Genomic DNA, 21,866 nt, shown 5'->3' on the forward strand with positions numbered 1-21,866 from the left:
AGTCCGCGACATGCGGCCCTCTCCTCGCCTCCTTTCCCTGCTTGCGCCAGTGCTGATCGGGGGCATCTATTTTCTGGCCGCTTCCATTTCGCTCATCCTGTCGCGCTTTGAAGGCGGCATTGCGTTCATCTGGGGGGCGAATGCCCTTTTGATGGCGCAATTGCTGACGTCGCAGCGCATCTACTGGTTTCGCGCGATCCTGGCCTGCGCGCTGGCGAGCGCCGTTTCCACGGCCCTGTTCGGCATGGGGCCGGCCGCGGCGATTCCCATGATGCTGATGAACATGGCTGAATCATTGGCGGTGGCGATGATCTGCCGGCATTATGCGTCCGGCCGGAACATCATGGTCGCCCTGGTCCCATTGGCGATCTTCGTGGGCGCGTTGTGCGGCGTGAACGCTTTGGCAGGTTTGGGGTCCGCGCTGGTCGCCTCTCATCTGACCTCCGTGTCCTTCGGCGCCAGCTGGCTGCAATGGTATTGGGGCCATGTGCTGGGCGGCCTGATCTGCACGCCGGTGCTCGTCATGCTGATGCAGGGCGAATGGTCGCGATGGTTCCGCGCCACGTCCCCGCGCCTTCGGCTGGAAGCGCTTGGTCTGCTGCTCCTGTTGGGAGGGGTGACCTGCTATATATTCTATCAGGATCGCTATCCGTTGCTGTTCGTGCCGCTTCTCCCGCTGGTCATCATTTCCTTTCGCGCGGGCCATCACGGGGCCGCGGCGTCGATCATCGTCCTTGCCACAGTGGGCGGCGCGACGTCGGCGCTCAGCGACGGCTATCTGTCGTCGATCGCCGTGTCGCCCGGAGCAAAGACCCAGTTCTTCCAGATCTATCTGGCTTTCAGCTTTCTCCTGTCCCTTCCCGTGGCGGCCGAATTGAACGGGCGGCGCAGGCTGTTCCAGATGCTGCGCGAAAGCGAGGCGCGATACCGCATCATCGCGGAGCATTGCGGCGACATGGTGCTGAACCTCGGCACCGACGGGCGGATCGGCTATGCATCGCCGTCCGTGCTGGAACAGATCGGCTGCGCGCCGTCCCTGTTGATCGGCCAGCCGGCGGCCGACTTGATCCATCCCAAGGACAGGGCGCTTGTGGCCGCTGCCTGCCGCCGCGCGCTGGAGAAGCCGCGCGACATCCATCGGGTCGAATTCCGCCTGCTTCGCGCCGTCGATGATCTTGACTGGTATGAGATGGTGGCGCGCGCCGTCATGGATGAGCAGGACGACGCAACAGGCATCGTGTGCACCATTCGGGACATGTCCCGCCACAAGGCGCGCCAGCACGCGTTGCAGCAGGTGGCGTCCCATGATTCACTGACAGGCGCCGCGAGCCGCCGGGCCTTTCTGGAGCGGCTGGAGATGGAAATCGGCCGGCTGGGAGGCCGCGACCAATCCTGCCTGCTGCTGCTGGACCTCGACCATTTCAAGGCGGTCAACGACTCTCACGGTCATGCCGCCGGCGACAGGGTCCTGGCCGCTTTCGTGGAGCGTCTGAAGCCCGGTTTGCGGAGCAAGGACTGCATCGGGCGTCTGGGCGGCGAGGAATTTGCCATCCTGCTGGCGGATATGGATATCCACCGGGCCAGCGCCGTTTGCGAAAGATTGCGCCGCATGGTGGCGGATGAGCCGGTCCATCTTTCCACAGGGCAAAGCGTGACCGTGACGTTCAGCGCGGGGCTGGTCGAACTGGACGGCGTTGCGAACGCGGCGGCCATGCTGGAGGCAGCGGACAAGGCGCTTTACCGCGCCAAGAACAGCGGCCGCAACTGCCTGCATCTGGCGGCCTGATCCGAAGCGGTTTCCGCCTTCGCTTCTCCCGCGAAAAAGTCGAGATGATATGTTGTAACCTTGCCTGTTATCGCCTATGTAGCGCTCACCATGCAATCCCGCCTTCGCCAAGCCCTGTTGACAGGCCGGATCGACCGGATCGCCATGGGCCTGTCCGGACTATGCGTTGCCCATTGCTTCGCCACGGCGCTGATTCTGGGCCTGCTTGCATCGGCCGGCGGCTTTTTCGCAAGCCCGCTATTTCACGAAACCGGGCTGGTGCTTGCGATCCTGCTGGGAGCGGTCGCGCTGGGACATGGGGCGGTGGTGCATGGTTTCATGATGCCCGCCGCGATCGGTTCGCTCGGTCTGGGCATCATGGCGGGCGCCCTGACCATGGATCACGGGTTGCAGGAAAGCGTCTATACCTTGCTGGGCGTAGGCATTCTGGCGCTTGGCCACGATCTCAACCATCGCGCGGGCCGGTAAGCGTCCGCGAAGGGGCGGCGGGCAAAGCCGCTTCCGATCATCGTCTATCCATGCCGGCCCTGTCCGGATCGGCGGACGCGCTCAGCTATCCTTGCGGTCCAGCCGATGTTCGCCCTTCACCCAGCGGACGGTGCCCGTGCTGGCGCGCATCACGACGCTTTCCGTGGTGAGATGGCCGCCCGGAAGCCGCTTGACCCCGTCCAGCAGCGATCCGTCCGTCACGCCCGTCGCCGCGAAGATGCAGTCGCCCTTCGCAAGCTCCTTGAGGTCGTAGACCTTGTCGAGATCGGTGATGCCCCATTTGCGCGCGCGTGCGCGCTCGTCATCGTTGCGGAACAACAGCTTGCCCTTGAACTGCCCGCCGACGCAGCGCAGGGCGGCGCAGGCCAGAACGCCTTCGGGCGCGCCGCCCGAACCCATATACATGTCGATGGTCGTTTCCGGATCGGTCGTGGCGATCACGCCCGCCACATCGCCATCGGGGATCAGCATGATGCCGCAGCCGATCGCCCGCAGTTCCGCGATCAGCTTTTCATGGCGCGGACGGTCCAGCACGCACACGATGATGTCGCCCGGCTCCACGCCCTTGGCCTTCGCCACGGCCTCGACATTGTCCTTCACCGGCCTGTTGAGGTCGATGATGCCGTCCGGATAACCCGGCCCTACGGCCAGCTTTTCCATATAGACGTCGGGCGCGTTCAGCAGGCCGCCTTCTTCCGAGATCGCCAGCACCGCCAGCGCATTGGGGCCGGCCTTGGCCGTGATGGTCGTGCCTTCCAGCGGATCGAGCGCGATGTCGATCTTTGGACCCGTGCCGATGGCATTGCCGACCTTTTCACCGATATAGAGCATGGGCGCTTCGTCCCGCTCGCCTTCGCCGATGACGACGGTGCCGTCCATGTAGAGATCGTTGAACGCCATGCGCATGGCTTCGACGGCGGCGGCGTCGGCGGCCTTTTCATCGCCGCGCCCGATCAGCTTTGAGGCCGCGATGGCGGCGGCTTCGGTCACGCGCACCATTTCCAGCACCAGAACGCGATCGAGAATCGAGCTAGCCTGCACCATGTCCATTCCTCTTTTGAGCGGTATTTGGACAGGGCGATAGGGGGTCGGCTTTACCTTGTCGAGCCATGTGTCGAATATGCGCCTCCTTTTGGCGGCATGATGCAACAGATGGCCGTTTCCGTGCGTTGCCATCTCCGAAAAAAAGGGGCCGCTACATGATAGTTGCGTTGATCGTCGCCAGTCTTGCCGCCGGATCTCCCGCATCGGCATCCGTCCATTCCATGGGCCGCGCCAGTCCCTGCCAGGCGGTGCCCGCGCTGTGCCTGAAGTCCGGCCGGGAAGAGTCCTTTCGCATAACGGAGGAAACGGCGCCCGGCGTGGACAACAAGATGCGCGCTTATGGATTCGACGCCCGGCCATGCCGGATCATCGGCAATCTGGATTGCCCCAAACGCGCCAACCGCACGCTGTTCCGGCTGGGGGAGCCGGTCGAGGATACCCTGCTGCGTTCGTTCCGGGCGCGCTGACCGGATCGGCCTTCAATCAAGGATGTGCATGACCATCGGCGTCCCGAGCAGGCTGTCCGATCCGGCAAGGCGATCGAGCGTCTCGCATATGCAGCGCTCTTCACCGGCATGCGTGACGATCGCCATCAGCACGCCGTCCTGCTGGTTGGCGCCGCGCTGGATCATGCTTTCGATGGACACACCCGCGTCGCGCGTCGCGGCGGCGATTTCCGCGAGGACGCCGGGCCGGTCCTGCACCTTGAAGCGCAGATAGCTGCGCCCGATGCGCCGCCCGGCGTCGGCCGGCTTTTGCAGACTGAGCGCGGCCACCGGCATGGCGAAGGCGTCGCCATATTCGTCGCGCGCGACGTCGATCAGGTCGGCAACGACCGCCGAAGCCGTCGGGCCTTCGCCCGCCCCGCGTCCCTGGAAGAACAGGCGGCCGACGAAATTTCCTTCCGCCACCACGGCATTGAGCGATCCGTCGACATGGGCAAGGGGATGATCGGTCGGAACCAGCATGGGATGAACGCGCTGGAACAGCCCGTCAGGCCCGTTTTCGGCCACGCCGACCAGGCGGATGCGATAGCCCAGCGCGGCCGCTTCGGCGATATCGGCGGCGATCACGTCGCGGATGCCTGTGACGGCGACATTGCCGAAATCGAGTTCGGTGCCGAACGCCAAGCTGGCGAGAATGGTGAGCTTGTGGGCCGCGTCCACGCCGTCGATGTCGAAGCCGGGATCGGCCTCTGCATATCCCAGTTCCTGCGCCTCCTTCAGCACATCGTCGAATCCGCGCCCTTCCTTCTCCATGGTCGTGAGGATGTAGTTGCAGGTTCCGTTGAGGATGCCATAGACCCGGCTGATCTCATTGGCCGCGGCGCCTTCGCGCAGACCCTTGATGACGGGGATGCCTCCGGCGACGGCGGCTTCATATTTGAGCGCGATGCCCGTCTTTTCCGCAAGCGCGGCCAGATCGAGGCCATGATGCGCCAGCATCGCCTTGTTCGCCGTGACGAAGGGCTTGCCCGCCGCAAGGCATTGCCGCGCCAGCGTCAGCGCCGGTCCGTCGGCGCCGCCGATCAGTTCGACCACCACGTCGATGTCTTCGCGCGCCGCCAACGTGGTCATGTCGTCCACCCATTCATAGGGGGACAGGTCGACGCCCCGGTCCTTGTTCCGGTCCCGCGCGGAGATCGCGGCCACCTGAATCGTGCGGCCCGCGCGACGGGCGATCAGATTTCCGTTGGTCTGGAGCAACCGGATGACGCCGCCGCCCACGGTCCCCAGGCCAACCAGCGCGACGCGCAGCGGGGCATGGGGGTGCAGATTTGTCATGGCCTATCCTCATCTTCCAGCAGGTCAGGGCCGCGCTGATAGCGGCCCGGGCGTCATAGTCCAAGGAAAAGCGGGAGCGGACAGCTTAGCCGGGGCGCCGCGTCCTTTCGCAACGGCCCAGCGCCTGCACGATCAGCTGATAGTCCGCGCGGGCGGCTTCGGCATCGACGGGCGCCAATGTCCGCACCGACTGGAGCGGGAGCGCGGGCGGGAGGGCGCAGGCCAGCCGATACCACAGCAGGCTGCCCGGCTGCGGCGGGCGGGCCGCTTCATCGACGATTTCGCCGAGTGCCACGGCCCATCGCGGTTCCTGACCGGGCCGCCTTACGATGGAAAGGGACACAGGCTCGCCATTTTCGGTCCGGAGAAAGATCTGCGTTTCTCCTTCCCCCGTGATCGTGCCGGATACATGGAAGGCGTCGCCCAATCCCAGGATGCGTGGCGGCGCATCGGGCGAAACCAAAGCGGAAACGATGCCTTTCACCTGCTCCATTTCAGCGGAAGACGCTGGAATCTGCGCATCTCGTGAGATCAGCTGAAGTTCTCCCGGACGAACGCCCTGCTTTGCGAACAGGAGCATGTGCGCCTTTTTCAGCTTGGCTACTTTCCCGCGAGCGTCGAGCGGGGCGTCATACAGATAGGTTACGGCAGGGCTGATGCCTCCCTCTCCGCGAATCAGCGACGCCACATCGGCCTCGATATAGAGCCGCCGATAGCCCGCCGGCACATTTCCCGCCCGCGCGGCGGGCAAGGCCATGCTGTTGCGGATACGCACATGCACGATGACGGACGCTGCGTCGGCAAGATCGACAAGGTCCGCATAGGAGAGCGCCGGAGACGCAGCGGACGGCGGGGCAGATGAAGCGGCGTGGGCGAGGGGACTTCCCCAAATCAAAGGGTTTGCGACGGAAATGAGGCAGGCCCAGAGGAATTTTTCTAACTTGCCGGTAGATTTCGTTGTCTTGTTCGTCATATGCTGTCAGTCCGTTGCATCAATGTCACACGCAAGCCATTCCAGGGCGACATGCCAGGATTGTTTGTAAACGCAAACGGGTGAAGCGATAAAGCGTTTGCGTGGCGGAAGATGCCGCGATAGGAATTTGAAGGGTAGCAAATGGGACGGATATAGGCCAATGATGACCGGGAGGCCCCGGACATCTTGGGTCGTTTTGACTGATTTGCATAATAACAACCAGTAAGCTGAGTTAAGGAGTGTCGTTGCCGAATGGCCTATGCTGACCACTCGCAAGGATCGAGTCGCACGATCTCGATCATTATCGTCGCCCTGATTCACGCTGTTCTCGGCTATGCCTTCGTCACCGGTCTTGGCATGAAATATGTCAAAAAGGCGGCGGAACAGCTGAATGTGATCGACGTGAAAGAGGAACCGCCGCCACCTGATGAGGAGCCGCCGCCGCCTCCGCCGGAACAACCGGTCGAGCCTCCGCCGGTCGTTGCTCCTCCGCCGATCGTGCAGACGCCGGCCCCCGCGCCGCCGATCCAGACCGTGCGCACGCCTCCGCCGGTGTTCAATCCGGTTCCGGTTGCGGCCCCCCCGCCGCCACCGCCTCCGCCGGCCGTCGCAGCGACCCGTGCTACACCGCGTAGTGCGCCGGGTAGCTGGCTCAGCGACGCCGACTATCCCAGCCGCGCGCAGCGTGAAGAACGTTCGGGCACGGCCGGTTTCAGGCTGGAGATCGGGCCGGACGGCCGCGTGACGAGTTGCACGATCACCTCTTCCACCGGTCATAGCGATCTTGACGAGGCGACTTGCCGTCTTCTGCCGAAGCGCGCCAGGTTCAAGCCCGCCAAGGGTTCGAACGGCGAAGAGATGGCGGATACGTATAATGGCCGCATCACCTGGCGGTTGCCGGAGTAATTCAGTGATGGGAAGGCCGGCACCCCGCGCCGCCTTCCCTTTCTTACGATCTATTTGAGAGGGAAGTCTTGAACATGTTGATGTCTATCGCAGCGGCCGCCGCCCCAAAGGCGGCCAATCCCTACGGTCTGATGGAAGCCCTCGAGCAGGGCGGCGTCATTGCCTGGACCGTCTTCCTCATCCTTTGCGTCATGTCGGTCGGCACCTTCTACATCCTGTTCACCAAGCTGATCGAACAGCAGAAGGTCATCAGCCAGGGCAGGAAGGTCCGCGCGACCTTCTGGCGCGCGGCCAGCCTGAAGGAAGGCGCGGCGAAGCTGGAAAAGAATTCGGCCTACAAGCAGATCGTCGATGACGGTATCAAGGCCCAGGAAGAACACACAAAGCTGACCGATCCGGTTGAAGCGCACGACTGGCTGCACGGCTCGCTCGCGCGTTCGGAAGCCCAGATCAACTCCAGCCTGGGCGGCGGTCTCGCCTTCCTCGCGACCGTCGGGGCGACCTCGCCGTTCATCGGTCTGTTCGGTACGGTCATCGGCATCTACCGCGCTCTGATCAAGATCGGTGCGGCCGGTCAGGCGTCGATCGACGCGGTCGCAGGGCCGGTCGGTGAAGCGCTCATCATGACCGCTCTGGGTCTGGCCGTGGCCGTTCCCGCGGTGCTTGCCTACAACTTCCTGCAGCGCCGCAACAAGTCGATCGCCGAGCAGCTCAACAGCTTCACCGTCGATCTGCTGGCTTACCTGGTTTCGAACGGCGCCGTCCGTCCGTCTCTGGCGGCTGCTCCGGTCGCTCCTGCTGCCAAGCCGGCCGCCGCGCCGACCAAGGCCTGATCGCCTGAAGGGCCGGTCGGGACCGGCGGACGGCTGCGACCGTCCGGTCCCGACCGGCCATGGGCCTCGCGTAACGGGGCACCATCGAGACGCATGTTAGGATATTATCAATGGCAATGAGTGTTGGCTCCGACGGCGGTGATGAAAAGCCGATGTCCGACATCAACACGACGCCGCTTGTCGACGTCATGCTGGTGTTGCTCATCATCTTCCTCATCGCGGTCCCGGTCGTCGTCCAGACGGTTCAGCTACAGCTCCCTAAGGTGGCGTTCGAGCCGACCACGACGAAGCCGGAAAATGTTTCCCTGTCGATCACGTCCGGTTCCGACGGCAGCTGCGCGGTCTATTGGAACCTCACGCGGGTTTCTTCCGACGAACTGCTCAACCGGGCGGTGGCAAAGCTGGAAGCGGATATCAAGAAGGCGGGCGGCGTCGAAAATATGACGCCGGAGGATCTGCCCGAAGTGCATATCCGTGGCGACATCAACGTTCCCTACCGGTGCATCGGCGGCACCATCTATACGATGCAGCGCGCCGGATTCCCGAAAGTCGGCTTCATCTCCGAACCTGAACCGGGTTCGACGACGCAGCGGCTGTAAGTTCTAGGAGTATCGCCCCATGGCAATGAGTGCCGGAAGTGACGATGGCGAACCGATGATGGAAATGAACACGACGCCGCTTATCGACGTCATGCTCGTTCTTCTCATCATGTTCATCATCACCATCCCGATCCAGACCCACGCGGTCAAGATCGACCTGCCGCAGAACGCGCCGCCGACGGACAGCGTGATCGACCCTGTGAAGAACAAGGTCGCGATCGATCCCGGTGGCGTCATCACCTGGAACGGGTCGCCGATCGACCTGCTGACCTTGCGTCAGTATCTGCAGCAATCGCTGCGCCTGCCGGTCGAGCCCGAACTGCAATTCCAGCCCAATGCCCAGACCCGCTATGTCGTGGTCGATGAGGTGCTGGCGGAAATCAAGCGTGCCGGCGTCACGAAGCTGGGCTTCGTGGGCAATGAGCAATATGGCAATTTCTGATCCCGCCGACATGCCGGGAAGAAGATGATCTTGCTTCCCGGCATGTTGGGAGCGAAGTTTCCATCTGCCCAAGGGGCCGCTTCGGCGGCCCTTTTTTTGGCTATTATGTAGGTTGCGAGCCTCTTTGCCGAATATGGCTATGGATGGGGAGCAGGCAAAACTTATCCCTCGCTCCTTTGGGGAGAGGGTTGCGAAGACTTGGCAGCTTGCTGCCTGGTTGTAGCTGGGTGAGGAGATAGCGATCCGCAGGATCGCGGTTCAGTAGCCTCTCCCTCTCATCCAACTGCGCCTAGCCTCTCTTCGTTCGGCGAGGCTGCGTAGCCTTCTTCCCCAAGGGGAAAAGGGAAGAGGGACGTCCGCTTTTGGCCGCAAACAGTCCATGACCGTGGGTTTTGTAAACCGTATAATTCCCATTTTTAATCGCGCATCTGCACCGCCGCCGCTTGTTAACTTTTTTGTTACGATGAAAGCGCATGTAAAGGCGTGGTATGACACGACATCGGACCATCGATGCCGAACGGCGGACGAGGCCGGATCGGAGGGCGCGCGCGGCGGACAGGCAAGCCGTGTCGATCGGTGTCAGGATACGCCGCCCCGGCGAGAACTGGTTCGCCAGCCGGATCACCAATCTGTCCGTGACGGGTTTTCGCCTCCAAAGTTTTGCGAAGCTCAGCCCCGGCAAGGAATTGTGGGTTGCCCTGCCGGGTTTTGAAGGGCGACGGGCCATCGTGCTGTGGACGCGGGCCCATGAGTCGGGGTGCGCCTTCGACAGGCCGTTGCATCCGGCCATTCTGGATCATGTCGTGCGGCTGGCGCGCGCCGATTTCATGAACTGATGAAGAGTTACGGCCGTTCCCGGCCGCAAGCCATCGGGTTCGTTCAGGCAGGCGCGCCTTCCTGGAACTGCAACCGGGCCAATCGGGCGTAGAGCCCGCCTTCGGCTACCAAAGCGGCATGAGTGCCCTGTTCAACCACCCGGCCTTCATCCAGCACCACGATACGGTCGGCCGCGCGCACCGTCGCGAGCCGATGGGCGATCACGATGGTCGTGCGGTTGCGCATCAGCCGTTCAAGCGCATCCTTGACCAGTTCTTCCGATTCGGCGTCCAGGGCCGAAGTGGCTTCATCCAGCAGCAATATGGGGGCATCGCGCAACAAGGCGCGGGCGATCGAAACGCGCTGGCGCTGACCGCCCGACAGGCGCGAGCCGCCTTCGCCCAACTGGCTGTCCAGCCCATCGGGCAGCGCGCGTAGGAAGGCTTCGGCATTGGCCGCGCGCGCCGCCGCCCAGATGTCCTCGTCCGTGGCGTCCCATCGACCATAGCGCAGATTGTCGCGAGCCGACGCCGCGAAGATGATGCTTTCCTGGGGCACCATCGCCATCATGTCGCGCAAGGCCGCCGGATCGGCCTCCCGCAAAGGAACGCCATTCAGGCGGATTTCGCCGGTGTCGGGATCGTAAAAGCGCAAGGCAAGCTGGATCAGGGTCGACTTGCCCGCGCCCGAGGGGCCGACGACGGCGACGGTCTGGCCGGGTGCGATGTCCAGCGAGACGCCGTTGAGCGCGGCTTGATCGGGGCGTGTCGGATAATGGAAATGGACCTTGTCGAATTCCAGCCGCACCCCCTCGGCAGGGCGCGGCAGAGCCCTGGGCCGGGCCGGGGGAAGGATCTGGGGCCGGGCGGTCATCAATTCATGCAGGCGGCTGGCCGCTCCCGCGCCCCGCAGGAGATCGCCCCATGTTTCCGACAAGGCGCCGAAAGCGCCGGCGACAAGGCCGCCCGTCAGCACGAAAGCGGCGATACTTCCGCCCGAAAGCCTGCCCGCGGCCACATCGACCGCGCCCTGCCACATCACCGCCGTGATCGACCCGAAGACGAGGGCGATCACCACCGCCGTCATGCAAGCGCGCAACAGGATTCGGCGGCGCGCGGTGGCGAAGCCCGCCTCGACCGTGCTGTCGAACCGCGCCGCTTCACGCTTTTCCTGCCCGAAGGCTTGCACGATCTTCATCGCGCCCAGCACTTCGGAGGTCACGCTGCCGACATCGGCCAGCCTGTCCTGACTGACGCGGGACAGCTTGCGCACGCGGCGGCCGAGGCTGACCATGGCGAGCACGATCGCCGGGATGCCCAGCAGCAGCAAGGCCGCAAGCTTGGGCGCCAGCGCGAACAGATAGACCAGCCCGCCAACGCCCGTGACGATATTGCGGAGCGCCACCGACACCGTCGACCCCACGACCTGATCGATGACCGCGGTGTCCGACGTCATGCGGGATGCGATTTCGGAGGGCCGGTTTTCCTCGAAAAAGCGGGGCGCCTGCCGCAGCAGATTAGCCTGGGTGGCGGATCGTATGTCGGCGACGACCCTTTCGCCCAGCCAGGCCACGAAATAGAAGCGCACGGCGGTGGCGAGCGCCAGGACCGTGACGATCAGGAAAAGATATTCGAACCAGCGGCCGATATCGCCGCCGCCCATGAAACCCTTGTCGATGACCAGCCGGAAACCGGCCGGAATGGCGAGCGTCGCGGCGGACGAAACCAGCAGGGCCAGCGCCGCGCCCGCGATGCGCGCGGGATATCGCCGGGCGAAACGCCACACCATCCCGAGGCTGCCGAGCGGCGGGCGATCGGCGGCACGGGGCGGCGGCTGTGTCCTATCATCCATGACGGCCGCGCTTAGCAGGGCACGCCACAAGCCTCAATGGCCCTAAGAACTGCGTGAGGGGGGATCAAGCCGGCCTCGATGTGATTGGACAAGGGCGGACACGGCATTATGAGAAGCGGGCATCCCACCTCCCCTCGCGCCGCAGGAACACCGCATGATCCGCATCCTTTCCGCAACCGTCGAACGCTGGCCGGTGGCGGGTGCCTTCATCATCAGCCGGGGGGCGAAGACGGTCGTGGATGTCGTGGTCTGCACCGTGGAGGAGGACGGCCTGGTCGGACGCGGCGAAGGCACCGCGATCTATTATGAGGGCGAGAGCGCAGAGGGCTGCGCTGCCGCTATCAACGCCTATGACGGTCCGCTCGACCGGCAGGCGCTGTTGGAGGACATGCCGCGCGGGGCCGCCCGCAACGCGCTGGACTGCGCGCTCTGGGATCTGGAGGCGAAGCAGGCGGCCATGCCCGTGTGGAAACTGGCCGGGCTGGCGGAACCCGTTCCGCTTCCCACTGCCTTTACCATCAGCCTCAACGATCCGGACCGCATGGAAGCCGATGCCCGCAGCGCGGCGGCGAGGGGTTTCTCCCTGCTCAAATGCAAGCTGACGGGCGAGGGCGACCGTGCTCGCATCGCCGCCGTGCGCGCGGGCGCCCCCGACGTCCGCCTGATCGTGGACGCCAATGAAAGCTGGCACGCGCTCGACATAGCGGCCGAGGCGCAGGCCCTTGCCGAACTGGGAGTCGAGATGGTCGAGCAGCCCGTGCTGCATGGCCGGGAGGAGAACTTGTCCGGCGTCCGTGCGCCCCTGCCCTTATGCGCCGACGAAAGCTGTCATACGCGGGCCGATCTCGATCGGCTGGGCGATTTCGATGCGGTCAACGTGAAGCTCGACAAGGCGGGGGGGCTGACCGAAGCGCTCGCACTGGTGCGGGAAGCGCGCGCGCGGGGCTTCCGGGTCATGGTCGGCTGTATGCTCGGGACGTCGCTTGGCATCGCGCCCGCCGCGCTGGCGGCGCAGGGGGCGGACTGGATCGATCTGGACGGCGCGCTGCTGCTGGCGAAGGACCGGGAGGGCGGCCTCACCGTTCAGGGCGGCCTGCTGCATCCCGGCACCCTCTGGGGCCTTGGTCAGTAACCCAGCGTCAGGCCGACCGCATAATATTTGGGACCGACATTGCCCTTGATCCTGAGCTTGGGGATCAGCGGCATGGCGAGCGTCGCATAGGGACGGGTATTGTCGCTGCTGAACCGCGCGCCGATCCCGATCGTGGCGGAAGCGGGCAGCGTATAGGCCGCCTCCACCCGGCCATAAAGCCGCGTACCGCCGTCGCGGAGATAAACGCCCGCGCCCGGCGTCAGGCTGAAGCCGCCAACGCCCATGGCATAGCCTGCCCCCACTTCCGCGCCCCAATGGCCGTCCGCGCGCCCATAATTCGCTTCCGCGCCCAGCCCCTCGGCATGGGCGGAAGGGGCCAGGCCGACCGTCGCCAGGACGGCAGCGCCCATCAGGATTTTTGCGAAGTTCATGCCCTGCCTCCCACTTTCATGCTTCCAGGGGAGCAGCCTTAGGTTCGACCGCCGTTTCCGCGCAACGCCCCGGGGACGAGGCGAGTCCGGTTCACGGTAGACCGAATCCCGGCTTATGGATGATCGTCGACGCGGATTACCGGCTGAACATCGGGGTAGGGCATGATCGCCTTGCCGTCCGGCGCGGCGGTGAAGCTGGTCTGGGTGGGATAAGCGAACTCGATCCCTTCCGCGTTGAACCGTTTCCAGATCGCCAGCCCGACATTGTGCCGCGACATGAAATAATCGTGCCTGTCCGGGTCGGGCACATCGAAATTCAGCTCGAAGTCCAGCGAACTCGCGCCAAAGCTGACCAGCCCCGCATTGACGAAGACATGCCCTTCCTTCTCCACGATTTCCCGCAACATGGCGGGAACCGCGTCGGCCTTTTCCTCCGGCGTCTGGTAAATGAGGCCGATCAGGAATTGGACCCGCCGCTGCGCCAGCGTTTGCAGGCTGGTGATTTCCTTTTGCAGCAGGTTGGTGTTGGAAATGACCTTCCTCTCGCCGGTCGTCGCCCGCAGCCGCGTGCTTTTGAGGCCGATGCGCTCCACGCGGGCGGTGGTCTGGTCATAGGTGATGATCTCTCCCCGGCGGAACGGCTTGTCGAAGATGATCGAAAGGGCCGCGAACAGGTCCGAGAAGATGCCCTGCGCGGCCAGGCCGATGGCGATGCCGCCGATGCCGAGGCCCGCGACCAGGCCGGTCACGTTGACGCCCAGATTGTCGAGCACCACCACCGTCGCGATGGCGAACAGGGCGACTGTCACCAGCACACGGATCAGCGCCATGGCGTTGCTCAGCGTGTCGGCGTTGCCGTCCTCCGACGCCTTGCGCTCGATGAGGCCCAGGATGATCTCGCGCAGCCAGACCGCGGCCTGAAAAACGGCGGCGATGGTGAAGAGGAAAGCGATGGTCTTGTAGAGCGCGGCGGGCGGATCGGCATAGCCCGCCACCAGCCGCGCCGACACCATCACCATGAAGAATTGCGTGGTCCGCGCGAATGTGCGGCCAAGGACATTGGAGAGACCCAGATGATCGCCCGGCTTTCCCTTGATCCGTGTCCCGAAGGAACGGAGCGCCGTCAGCAACAGGTAGATGACGATGGCCGCCCCGGCCGCGGCCATGATCTGGACAGCGTGATCCGAAACCCAGTCCGTCATCAGGTTCCAGTCGTTCCGCAGGTTCAGCGGCTTGCCGTCGATCCCGGTTATCGTCGCATCCTTCTGGTTCGCCATGCTTGTCCTTTTGCTCGCGCTGGAACGGAATCAGGCCGCCGTGGGCAGCGGCTCTTCATCCGCCAGCATGTCCAGCAGCGCAATCAATCCGCGCTCATGCCGCGACAGATAGCGTGTCCGGCGCGGCAGGCGAAGCCCCCTGCGCCATTCTTCCTGTCCATTTCTGCACAAGTCGATAAGGGCGGGGTGGATATAGCTCTTGCGGCTGATGGCCGGCGTGTTGCCGAGCGCTTCGGCGACCGGCGCGATCATGTCCTTGAGCGACACCGGACCTTCGCTCAGCGCGGCAAAGGCGATGACGGACGCCCCCCATGTGCGGAAATGTTTGGCGGTGAACGGGCCGCCCATCGTTTCGGCGATATAGGCGTTGACGTCGCCAGAGGTGATCGGCCGCGCTTCACCTGCTTCATCCATATATTGAAACAGATGCTGCCCCGGCAGGTCGTGCAGCTTCCGCACGAAACGCGTCAGCCTCCGGTCGGTGACCGTCATCTCCCGCAGCAGGCCCGACTTGGCACGATAGCGCAGCTTGAGCGAATGGCCGGCCATATCCACATGGCGGCGGCGCAGGGTGGTCGCGCCGAAGCTCTTGTTGGTGGTCGCATAATGCTCGTTCCCGACCCGCAGCTTGGCAAGGTCCAGCAGGCGCACCACCGCCGCCATGGTCCTTTCCTTGCGAAGCCCGCGCCCGGAAAGATCGGTGTCCAGCCGCGCGCGCAACCGGGGAAGGGCGCGCCCGAAGGCCAGGCAGCCCGCATATTTCCCGGCCTCCCGCTCGTCGCGGAAATCGGGATGGTAGCGATATTGCTTGCGCCCCCGCGCGTCCCGCCCCGTCGCCTGGATATGACCATGGGCGTGCGGGCAGAACCAGCAGCCTTCATAAGCAGGCGGCATGGCGATGGCGTTCAGGCGGTCGATTTCGTCCCTGTCGGTGATCCGCTTTCCGTCCGCATCGAAATAGGCCCAGCCGCGCTTCAGCGCGCGCCGGGTGATGCCGGGTTCGCTGTCGTTCGAATGGATGAGGGCGGCGGGGGGCATGGGTCGGGACGGACTTTCCTTCTCATCCCTTCAAACCCGCCGTTCATCGCTTCGTTCCGCAACGGATGGCCGCCGGCATTGTTGTCATTTCATTCCCTCAATCGCAAAAAAAGGATCGTCCCATGCCCACCATAGACCAGACACGCATCCTCATCATTGCAACGGACGGATTCGAGCAATCGGAATTGTTCGAACCGCGCGACCAACTCATCGGCGCGCGCGCCGCCGTGGAACTCGCCTCGCCCGAAAAGAAGCCCATCCAGGGCATGAAGCATGATGAAAAGGGCGCCACCATCACACCCGACCTGACGCTGGATGACGTGCGGATCGAGGATTATGACGGCCTGATCCTTCCGGGCGGAGTCGCCAATCCCGATACGCTGCGCACCAACGGGAAAGCGGTCGATCTGGTGCGCGCCTTTGTCCGTTCGGGAAAGCCCGTCGCTGCCATTTGTCACGGTCCCTGGCTGCTGGTGGAGGCGGATGTGGTGTCCGGGCGGACAGTGACTTCCTGGCCTTCGATCCGCACCGATCTGTCCAATGCGGGGGCAAAGGTGGTCGATCAGGAAGTCGTGATCGACGGCAATCTCATCACCAGCCGCAAGCCTGCCGACATCCCCGCCTTCGTCTCCGCATTCAGAAAGGCCGTGACAGAAGGCGCAACCGCCGCAGCCTGATGCCTGCCGCGTCGCCGCCCAGCCGCCAATGATGCGGGCGGCGGCGCATTACCGACATATGCGCCAGGGCGGTCATGACCGCGACGGTCGCGGCTGGAACGCAGACCGGCGCTGCTACAGGCCAGAGAATCGCGGCGAGCGCCGATATTCCTCCGGCGCCCAGCGCGGCGGCGAGGGCGTGAACATCGCCATCCGGTCCCCGCAGCCAGAACAGGCAAACGCCGATTCCCGTGATGAACAGGATCGGCAGCCGAAGCATGTCCCTGTCGGTCATCGCACAGGATAGAAGCATCATGGCGAGGAGCCACCCCAGATATCTGCGGGAAAGCCGCGGGAGCAGCCAGACACAGGCCGGATAGAGCAGCAATTCGCCCATCAGCGCGGCCATCAGGATTATGGCCGGCATACCCGTCCGGTCAGGAAGCGCGATCAGCACCGCTATGGCGAGCGCCGCCCATGTCGCCAGTCTTTGCGGTGCCATGCGAACATGGCTGATCCAGCCGCGCCAGCCCGGCCGCAAGGCAAAGCGCCGATCCGCCAGGCGAAGCTGGAACGCGCTCATGATGAAGAGCGCTTCCACGCCCCAGCGCATGACATATGCGCCCATCCATGGCGTCGCCAGCACCATGCCCAGCAACAAGCCATGGATGACGCCCAGAGCGCGCAATTCGCCGTTCATGCGGCAAGTCCGGCCGGACGTGGAGACGGCGCGATCATCGGGCGGCGGGCTTCGTCGCGCCGCTTGCGGGTCAGATAGGTGTCGAGGCCGATCTGCAAGGCCAGCATCATGAAGATGAATGGCTGATAGGCGATGCCCACGAACAGCGATCCGATCATATAGACGACATGCCCTTGTTGCAGCGCGATGGCGAGCGGCGCGATCCATGCCCCATCCGGTCCGTCCCGTCCGCGATATGTGCGCCGGATCATTTCGGTGCGCAGGAAGGTGACGATGTGGATCAGCGCCCAGATGAAGAAGCCGAAATAGCCCTGCTCGCCCAGTAATTCGAAATAGGCGCTGTGATAGGCGCGGCCCCGGTCGGTCACGATGCGCGTTTCGATACGGCTTCCGCCGCTATCGGAAACGAAGCTGCGGGAAACGTAGGTGAAGCTGTTCTGAAGGTAATTGTCGAAGCCGCCGCCGCCGGGATGCTCCTTCACATAGTCGAGGGTCCATTTCCACACGGCGATCCGGGTCGCGGCGCTTTCATCGCCCTGATGGTTCTCGATGGTCGACATGCGCTGGGTGAAGCTGGCGGGCAGGAAGGGGATGGACGCCAGCGCCGCCGCCAGCATCAACGGCCCATAGATGAACTTCCGCTTCGAGCGCATCAGCATCATTCCCGCCAGCACGACGATGCAGATCAGGCCCGTTCGCGCCTCCGTGCCGATCGGCATCAGCAGGCAGGCGAAACAGAGCGCCCAGGCAAAGCCCTTTACCCGCCAATCGGGCGGAAACACCGTGCCATGGCGCGAAAGCCAGAGAATGATGGGGATCAGCGATATGGCGACGCAGGATATGATGCTGCCTTCATACAGGCCGCTATTATTGTCGACCATCAGGTTGAGCACGCCATAGCCGCCGCCCGACAGCGCCGTTTTCATGCCGCCGTTGATGATGATCGTGCTGGCGCAAAGCACCATGAACAGCGCCAGCGCCTCGATTCGCAGCTTGGTGCGCAGCGTCACCGGCAGGAAGATCGCGAAGATCAGGGCTTTCCAGACCCAGGACCATTTTTGTTGCGCTTCGACCGGGAAGTCCGCCGTCGCGGTCGTATAGGCGCACCAGCCCAGCAGGATCAGCAGCAGCACCTGCCGGAAGGAGAATCGGCAATCCTTCTTGTCGTCCACCAGCAGCCACGCCCCCGCCGCAAGCAGGAAGGCAATGGCCGAAATGGGGATGCTGTTCAGCAGGAAATAGGAAAGGCGCTGCGGCGAAACGATATCGATATAGGCATAGATGGCGATCAGCAGGAACGGCCGCCGGAAGCCCAGCAGGAAAAAAAGTCCAAGAAAAGCAACGAAGAACAGGTCACGCATCGCTTGATGGACCTTCCGCTTCGGGGTCGCGGTCCAGATCCGGACGCGACAGCAGCCGGAAAGCGGCCAGCAGGATCGCGCCATGGCTGATGAGCAGGGTCAGGGTATCGATCATCTTGGATTGAAGGCTCCGCTACGCACCGCATCTTCCTAGCGCGGCAGAGTTGACGGGCCGTTAAACAATTTCTGGCAGAGAAACGGGTCATGACGACACGCATTCTTCATGTGCTCGACCACAGCCTGCCGTTGCAGAGCGGCTATACCTTCCGCACGCGCGCGATTTTGCGGGCGCAGATGGGCAAGGGCTGGGACGTGCGCGGGATCACCGGCCACCGCCACGGCGCGCCGGGGCCGTTGGAGCAGGTCGTGGACGGACTGCGCTTTCATCGGACGCCCGGCGAGGCCGCGACCGGCAATGCCTTGCTGCGCGAATGGCGGGACATCGCGGCCCATGCCGATGCCATCGAGGCGCTGGTGCAGCGCTGGCGTCCGGACATCATCCACGCCCATTCGCCCGTGCTCAACGCCATCGCGGCCCAGCGAGTCGCGCGGCGGCACGGCATCCCCCTCGTCTATGAGATCCGCGCCTTCTGGGAGGATGCGGCGGTCGGCAACGGCACCGGCGCGCAAGGCAGTCCCCGCTACTGGCTGACGCGCCAGCTGGAAACCCATGCCGTGCGAAGCGCCGACGCGGTCGCCGTGATCTGCGAAGGGTTGCGGTCGGACCTGATCGCGCGGGGGATCGATGCGCGAAAGATTATCGTTTCGCCCAACGGCGTCGACATGGACCAGTTCGGCGCGCCCGTTGCCCGCGATCCCGCTTTGACGACGAAGCTCGGCCTCGAAGGCGCGGACGTCGTCGGCTTCATCGGCAGCTTCTACGATTATGAAGGGCTGGACGACCTGATCGCCGCCATGCCCCGCCTCGTGCGGGCGCGGCCCAGGGCGAAGCTGCTGCTTGTCGGCGGCGGCCCTTGCGAACAGGCGCTGCGCGACCGGGCCACGGCGTCGCCCTTTGCCGATCACATCCTGTTCGTGGGCCGTGTGCCGCATGAGCGGGTGGAGGATTATTATGCGCAGGTCGATGTCCTGGCCTATCCGCGCAAGGCGATGCGCCTCACCGATCTGGTGACGCCGCTCAAACCGCTCGAAGCCATGGCGCAAGGCAGACTCGTCGCGGCCTCCAGCGTCGGCGGCCATCGCGAATTGATCGAGGACGGCGTCACCGGAACCCTGTTCGCGCCCGATGATCCGGCGGCTATCGCCGCCGCGCTGGCGGACATGTTCGCCGACCGGCATTTCTGGGAAGAACGGCGGGCGGCCGCGCGCGCCTTTGTGGAGCGGGAACGCAACTGGGCATCGAACATCCTGCGCTACGAGCCGGTCTATCAACGCCTGCTGGCATCCGCCGCGCCCGACGCGCGGGCGGCGGCGGCATGATCGGGAGGCCCCGGAAAATGGGCCGGCGCACGAGTCGGAATAAAGCCATGGGAATGGCGTTGCTGGGCGCGGCGGGCGCGGCGCTCGCCATGCTGTCCATGCCGGTCGGGCTGGTGGAAACGCTGATCGCGTCCACCGGTGTTTCGGAAATTCTGCCCGCCGCCGGGCCGCCCCTGGGCATCAAGGCGCGGCTGGCGCTGGCGCTGTTCGCGGCGCTGATGGCAACGGGAATCATGGGAGCCATGCGCCGCCAGGAGCGGCTTTTGGCCCTGGAGCATGGAGGACGTCCCGATGACGTCCGGGGAGCAGGTAAAATGGGTTTTGCATTGTCCAGGCTGACAGCTTTCGCGCGCGGACGGATTCATCCTCCGGCCATGTCCGGCGAACCGGTGTTGCGCCGCGCGGATTCCCATCCCGATGCGCCCGCGCGCGCGCCGATCTTCGCCAGCCGCGACTTTGAAGGTCTCGACATTTTCGGGCGGACCGGACCGGCCGGGCGGGCCGGGATGGAGGATGACAGCCAGGCAGTTGCCGGGGATGCGGTTCCTCCCGGCGGCCTGACGCTGCCGAACGCGCCGGAACCGCTGTCGGATGAGGAGCTGCTCCAGTCTGCTGTCGGACTGCCGCTTCCTGGCGCGGCCGCGGCGGGCGGAGCTGATTTTTCCGAAGGGCAAACCCCAGCCGCCACTCCTGAAACGCAGCCAGTATCGATCATGCCGGCTGCTCCCGCGTCGCCTTCCATGGAACGGCTGTCGATTGCCGAACTGACGGCGCGGCTGGAGCGGGGCCTGGCGGAGCGGGCGCGCATCAAGGAAGCGAAGGCCGGATCGCATCGGGTCATCGCGGACATGCCCGTCGCCGCTGCGGTGCCCGTGCGCGATGCGGTGGTGGAAGATGTCGACATGGCTCTGCGCGATGCATTGGGCGCGCTGCGGACGATGGCCGGGCGGGCGCGCTGAGCGGCCCGCCATTTCGCGCTCTACCAATCCTCGATGGTAAGGACCGAAAGTTCTATTTCCGTGCCGCCGTCAATCGGCCGTTGATCATCGACGGCGATGTCGGCCACGAAATGCCGGTGCAGGCTCCATTGCGCTTCCTCGATCCCTTGCGCGAACCGGGCGGCGCGGACGGCGGCATCCGCGCCCCTGAGCGCGAGAATGATGACGTGCCGTCTCCCCTGAAACAGGGCGCTGGCCCAGGGGCGGCTGCTTGCCCGCCCGACAATAGTGTCCGGCCCGGCCCGCTCCAGCAATTGCAGCAGCAGACGGGGCAAGGGATCGTCTGAGCGTTTTCCTATTGCTTTATTCTGGACCAAATTCCGGGTCGAAAAGACATGATCCATGCTTGTCATAGGCCCGCGCTCCTGCGATATGTGTTCATGAAATGTTCTATTCTTCGCGTTATCCGCTGGCCCGGTTCGCGGCCCCTGCGCAGGTCGAAGACCAAGCGCGGGTCGCGCGCGCATTCGCGTCCGAAACGGGTCGGCGGAATATCATTTTCACGCAGGAATTTTTCGATGGCACGCAGGATCATCCTCTTCGTTCTCCTCCTCCGGACCGACTCGCCTTTTGCAGGTCGGTAGGTATATTCCTATCTCATGCTGGATTTCCTACTTGTCTAGGAAAATTCACATCATTATGGACCAAAATATGATCGGTAATGGAGAAGATCCCCGGCTCGTGCTGGATCGGCTGATTGCCGAGCGGGGGGAAAATTATGCCGATCTTTCCCGCCTGCTCAATCGCAATCCGGCCTATATCCAGCAGTTCATAAAGCGGGGAACGCCGCGCAAGCTGGATGAGGAGGACAGGCGCGTTCTGGCCCGCTATTTCGGCGTTTCGGAGGAAATGCTGGGCGGCCGTGTCCAGCCTTCGCCAGGCGCGCCGGCGCGGTCGCGCTCCCTTCCCGCCATCGTCGCGGTGCCGCGTCTGGCGCTGAGAGCATCGGCGGGAGCGGGCACTCTGGACGACGATGAAAGAGCGGCCGGCGTCATGGCGTTCGACGCGAACTGGCTGCGCCATATCGGCGTCCGGCCGCAGCGCGTATCGATCATCCGCGTCGACGGCGAATCCATGGCCCCCACGCTCAGCGACGGCGACGAGATCATGGTCGATCATGACGACGGTGCCGAACGGCTGCGCGACGGCGTCTATGTCCTGCGGCTCGACGGCGTGTTGATGGTGAAGCGGGTGGCGCTCGGTCCGCGCCGGGGCGCGATCAGCGTCTTGAGCGACAATGCCCATTATCCCGACTGGACCGACATAGATCCCGCGCTGGTCGATATTGTCGGCCGCGTCGTTTGGACCGGGCGGCGGCTGGTCTGATCGCCCGGCCTTCCCTATCTGTG

Annotated in this window: 25 protein-coding genes; 13 read left to right on the forward strand and 12 right to left on the reverse strand. The window is 64.3% G+C overall.

Annotated features, from left to right (window positions below):
* Nucleotides 1–10: 10 nt before the first annotated feature.
* Both IQ35_RS11970 and IQ35_RS11975 read left to right on the forward strand, forming a co-directional pair.
* Complete coding sequence (locus tag IQ35_RS11970; protein WP_021244874.1) at nt 11–1,786, forward strand: sensor domain-containing diguanylate cyclase; 1,776 nt, start codon at nt 11–13, stop codon at nt 1,784–1,786.
* Nucleotides 1,787–1,876: 90 nt separating this feature from the next.
* Nucleotides 1,877–2,254, forward strand: a complete 378-nt coding sequence (locus IQ35_RS11975) for a MerC domain-containing protein (RefSeq protein ID WP_031291038.1) — start codon at nt 1,877–1,879, stop codon at nt 2,252–2,254.
* Nucleotides 2,255–2,335: 81 nt separating this feature from the next.
* On the opposite strand, the gene glpX is transcribed toward IQ35_RS11975, so the two are convergent.
* A complete protein-coding gene (gene glpX, locus IQ35_RS11980) occupies nt 2,336–3,319 on the reverse strand; it encodes a class II fructose-bisphosphatase (RefSeq protein ID WP_145073780.1) in 984 nt (327 codons plus the stop codon).
* 155 nt (nt 3,320–3,474) lie between these two features.
* Between glpX and IQ35_RS11985 the strand changes: the two genes are divergently transcribed.
* Nucleotides 3,475–3,786, forward strand: coding sequence for a hypothetical protein (locus IQ35_RS11985; protein ID WP_021244877.1), 312 nt, complete (start codon nt 3,475–3,477; stop codon nt 3,784–3,786).
* Between the two features lie 12 nt (nt 3,787–3,798).
* On the opposite strand, the gene IQ35_RS11990 is transcribed toward IQ35_RS11985, so the two are convergent.
* Entirely contained in the window at nt 3,799–5,103 is a 1,305-nt protein-coding gene (locus IQ35_RS11990; protein ID WP_145073784.1) for a homoserine dehydrogenase, read from the reverse strand.
* A gap of 85 nt (nt 5,104–5,188) precedes the next feature.
* A complete protein-coding gene (locus IQ35_RS11995) occupies nt 5,189–6,076 on the reverse strand; it encodes a hypothetical protein (RefSeq protein ID WP_021244879.1) in 888 nt (295 codons plus the stop codon).
* Between the two features lie 252 nt (nt 6,077–6,328).
* Between IQ35_RS11995 and IQ35_RS12000 the strand changes: the two genes are divergently transcribed.
* The 5 genes from IQ35_RS12000 to IQ35_RS12020 all read left to right on the forward strand — a co-directional run bounded on the left by IQ35_RS12000 (nt 6,329) and on the right by IQ35_RS12020 (nt 9,692).
* Nucleotides 6,329–6,982, forward strand: a complete 654-nt coding sequence (locus tag IQ35_RS12000; RefSeq protein WP_021244880.1) for an energy transducer TonB — start codon at nt 6,329–6,331, stop codon at nt 6,980–6,982.
* 74 nt (nt 6,983–7,056) lie between these two features.
* Nucleotides 7,057–7,815: a MotA/TolQ/ExbB proton channel family protein gene (locus tag IQ35_RS12005; protein WP_021244881.1), complete on the forward strand. Its 759-nt coding sequence runs from the start codon at nt 7,057–7,059 to the stop codon at nt 7,813–7,815.
* 110 nt (nt 7,816–7,925) lie between these two features.
* On the forward strand, nt 7,926–8,414 hold the full coding sequence (locus IQ35_RS12010; RefSeq protein WP_031291040.1) for an ExbD/TolR family protein: 489 nt from the start codon (nt 7,926–7,928) through the stop codon (nt 8,412–8,414).
* 19 nt (nt 8,415–8,433) lie between these two features.
* Complete coding sequence (locus IQ35_RS12015; protein WP_031291042.1) at nt 8,434–8,856, forward strand: ExbD/TolR family protein; 423 nt, start codon at nt 8,434–8,436, stop codon at nt 8,854–8,856.
* A 488-nt stretch (nt 8,857–9,344) separates the two neighbouring features.
* A complete protein-coding gene (locus IQ35_RS12020) occupies nt 9,345–9,692 on the forward strand; it encodes a PilZ domain-containing protein (protein WP_021244884.1) in 348 nt (115 codons plus the stop codon).
* A 43-nt stretch (nt 9,693–9,735) separates the two neighbouring features.
* Here the strand turns inward: IQ35_RS12020 and IQ35_RS12025 are convergent, their stop codons facing one another.
* On the reverse strand, nt 9,736–11,523 hold the full coding sequence (locus IQ35_RS12025; protein ID WP_021244885.1) for an ABC transporter transmembrane domain-containing protein: 1,788 nt from the start codon (nt 11,521–11,523) through the stop codon (nt 9,736–9,738).
* 154 nt (nt 11,524–11,677) lie between these two features.
* Here IQ35_RS12025 and dgcA point away from each other — a divergent pair, with 154 nt between their 5' ends.
* Nucleotides 11,678–12,655, forward strand: coding sequence for an N-acetyl-D-Glu racemase DgcA (gene dgcA, locus IQ35_RS12030; RefSeq protein ID WP_145073787.1), 978 nt, complete (start codon nt 11,678–11,680; stop codon nt 12,653–12,655).
* Here the strand turns inward: dgcA and IQ35_RS12035 are convergent.
* The 3 genes from IQ35_RS12035 to IQ35_RS12045 all read right to left on the reverse strand — a co-directional run bounded on the left by IQ35_RS12035 (nt 12,649) and on the right by IQ35_RS12045 (nt 15,362).
* Nucleotides 12,649–13,047 (reverse strand): hypothetical protein, encoded by a 399-nt coding sequence (locus IQ35_RS12035; RefSeq protein WP_021244887.1) that lies wholly within the window; start codon nt 13,045–13,047, stop codon nt 12,649–12,651. The two genes, dgcA and IQ35_RS12035, sit on opposite strands and share 7 nt — an antisense overlap.
* A 113-nt stretch (nt 13,048–13,160) precedes the next feature.
* Nucleotides 13,161–14,324, reverse strand: a complete 1,164-nt coding sequence (locus tag IQ35_RS12040) for a mechanosensitive ion channel family protein (protein WP_145073790.1) — start codon at nt 14,322–14,324, stop codon at nt 13,161–13,163.
* Between the two features lie 30 nt (nt 14,325–14,354).
* Complete coding sequence (locus IQ35_RS12045; RefSeq protein ID WP_021244889.1) at nt 14,355–15,362, reverse strand: DNA topoisomerase IB; 1,008 nt, start codon at nt 15,360–15,362, stop codon at nt 14,355–14,357.
* 122 nt (nt 15,363–15,484) lie between these two features.
* On the opposite strand from IQ35_RS12045, the gene IQ35_RS12050 reads away from it, so the two are divergent.
* The gene (locus IQ35_RS12050) at nt 15,485–16,039 is read left to right on the forward strand and encodes a type 1 glutamine amidotransferase domain-containing protein (RefSeq protein WP_021244890.1); all 555 of its coding nucleotides are present in this window, start codon (nt 15,485–15,487) and stop codon (nt 16,037–16,039) included.
* Here IQ35_RS12050 and IQ35_RS12055 read toward each other — a convergent pair.
* From IQ35_RS12055 to IQ35_RS21750, 3 genes are read right to left on the reverse strand one after another with little or no spacing between them, the layout of a single operon-like run.
* On the reverse strand, nt 15,999–16,718 hold the full coding sequence (locus tag IQ35_RS12055; RefSeq protein WP_021244891.1) for a hypothetical protein: 720 nt from the start codon (nt 16,716–16,718) through the stop codon (nt 15,999–16,001). The genes IQ35_RS12050 and IQ35_RS12055 overlap by 41 nt on opposite strands.
* Complete coding sequence (locus tag IQ35_RS12060) at nt 16,715–18,079, reverse strand: putative O-glycosylation ligase, exosortase A system-associated (protein ID WP_145073794.1); 1,365 nt, start codon at nt 18,077–18,079, stop codon at nt 16,715–16,717. The genes IQ35_RS12055 and IQ35_RS12060 overlap by 4 nt, the downstream gene beginning before the upstream one ends.
* Nucleotides 18,072–18,194, reverse strand: coding sequence for a hypothetical protein (locus IQ35_RS21750; protein ID WP_021244893.1), 123 nt, complete (start codon nt 18,192–18,194; stop codon nt 18,072–18,074). Before IQ35_RS21750 ends, IQ35_RS12060 begins: the two co-directional genes overlap by 8 nt.
* Nucleotides 18,195–18,283: 89 nt before the next feature.
* On the opposite strand from IQ35_RS21750, the gene IQ35_RS12065 reads away from it, so the two are divergent.
* On the forward strand, nt 18,284–19,519 hold the full coding sequence (locus IQ35_RS12065; RefSeq protein ID WP_145073798.1) for a TIGR04063 family PEP-CTERM/XrtA system glycosyltransferase: 1,236 nt from the start codon (nt 18,284–18,286) through the stop codon (nt 19,517–19,519).
* Between the two features lie 47 nt (nt 19,520–19,566).
* Nucleotides 19,567–20,478 carry a hypothetical protein gene (locus tag IQ35_RS12070; RefSeq protein ID WP_311768310.1) on the forward strand — a complete coding sequence of 304 codons (912 nt, stop codon included), beginning with the start codon at nt 19,567–19,569 and terminating at the stop codon, nt 20,476–20,478.
* A gap of 20 nt (nt 20,479–20,498) precedes the next feature.
* Here the strand turns inward: IQ35_RS12070 and IQ35_RS12075 are convergent, their stop codons facing one another.
* Entirely contained in the window at nt 20,499–20,792 is a 294-nt protein-coding gene (locus tag IQ35_RS12075; RefSeq protein WP_236614754.1) for a hypothetical protein, read from the reverse strand.
* A 74-nt stretch (nt 20,793–20,866) separates the two neighbouring features.
* Nucleotides 20,867–21,052 carry a hypothetical protein gene (locus tag IQ35_RS21495; protein ID WP_021244897.1) on the reverse strand — a complete coding sequence of 62 codons (186 nt, stop codon included), beginning with the start codon at nt 21,050–21,052 and terminating at the stop codon, nt 20,867–20,869.
* A 116-nt stretch (nt 21,053–21,168) separates the two neighbouring features.
* Between IQ35_RS21495 and IQ35_RS12085 the strand changes: the two genes are divergently transcribed.
* Complete coding sequence (locus IQ35_RS12085; protein WP_145073801.1) at nt 21,169–21,843, forward strand: S24 family peptidase; 675 nt, start codon at nt 21,169–21,171, stop codon at nt 21,841–21,843.
* Nucleotides 21,844–21,866: the final 23 nt, after the last annotated feature.

This window comes from Sphingobium wenxiniae (assembly GCF_007830065.1).
Lineage (GTDB): Bacteria > Pseudomonadota > Alphaproteobacteria > Sphingomonadales > Sphingomonadaceae > Sphingobium > Sphingobium wenxiniae.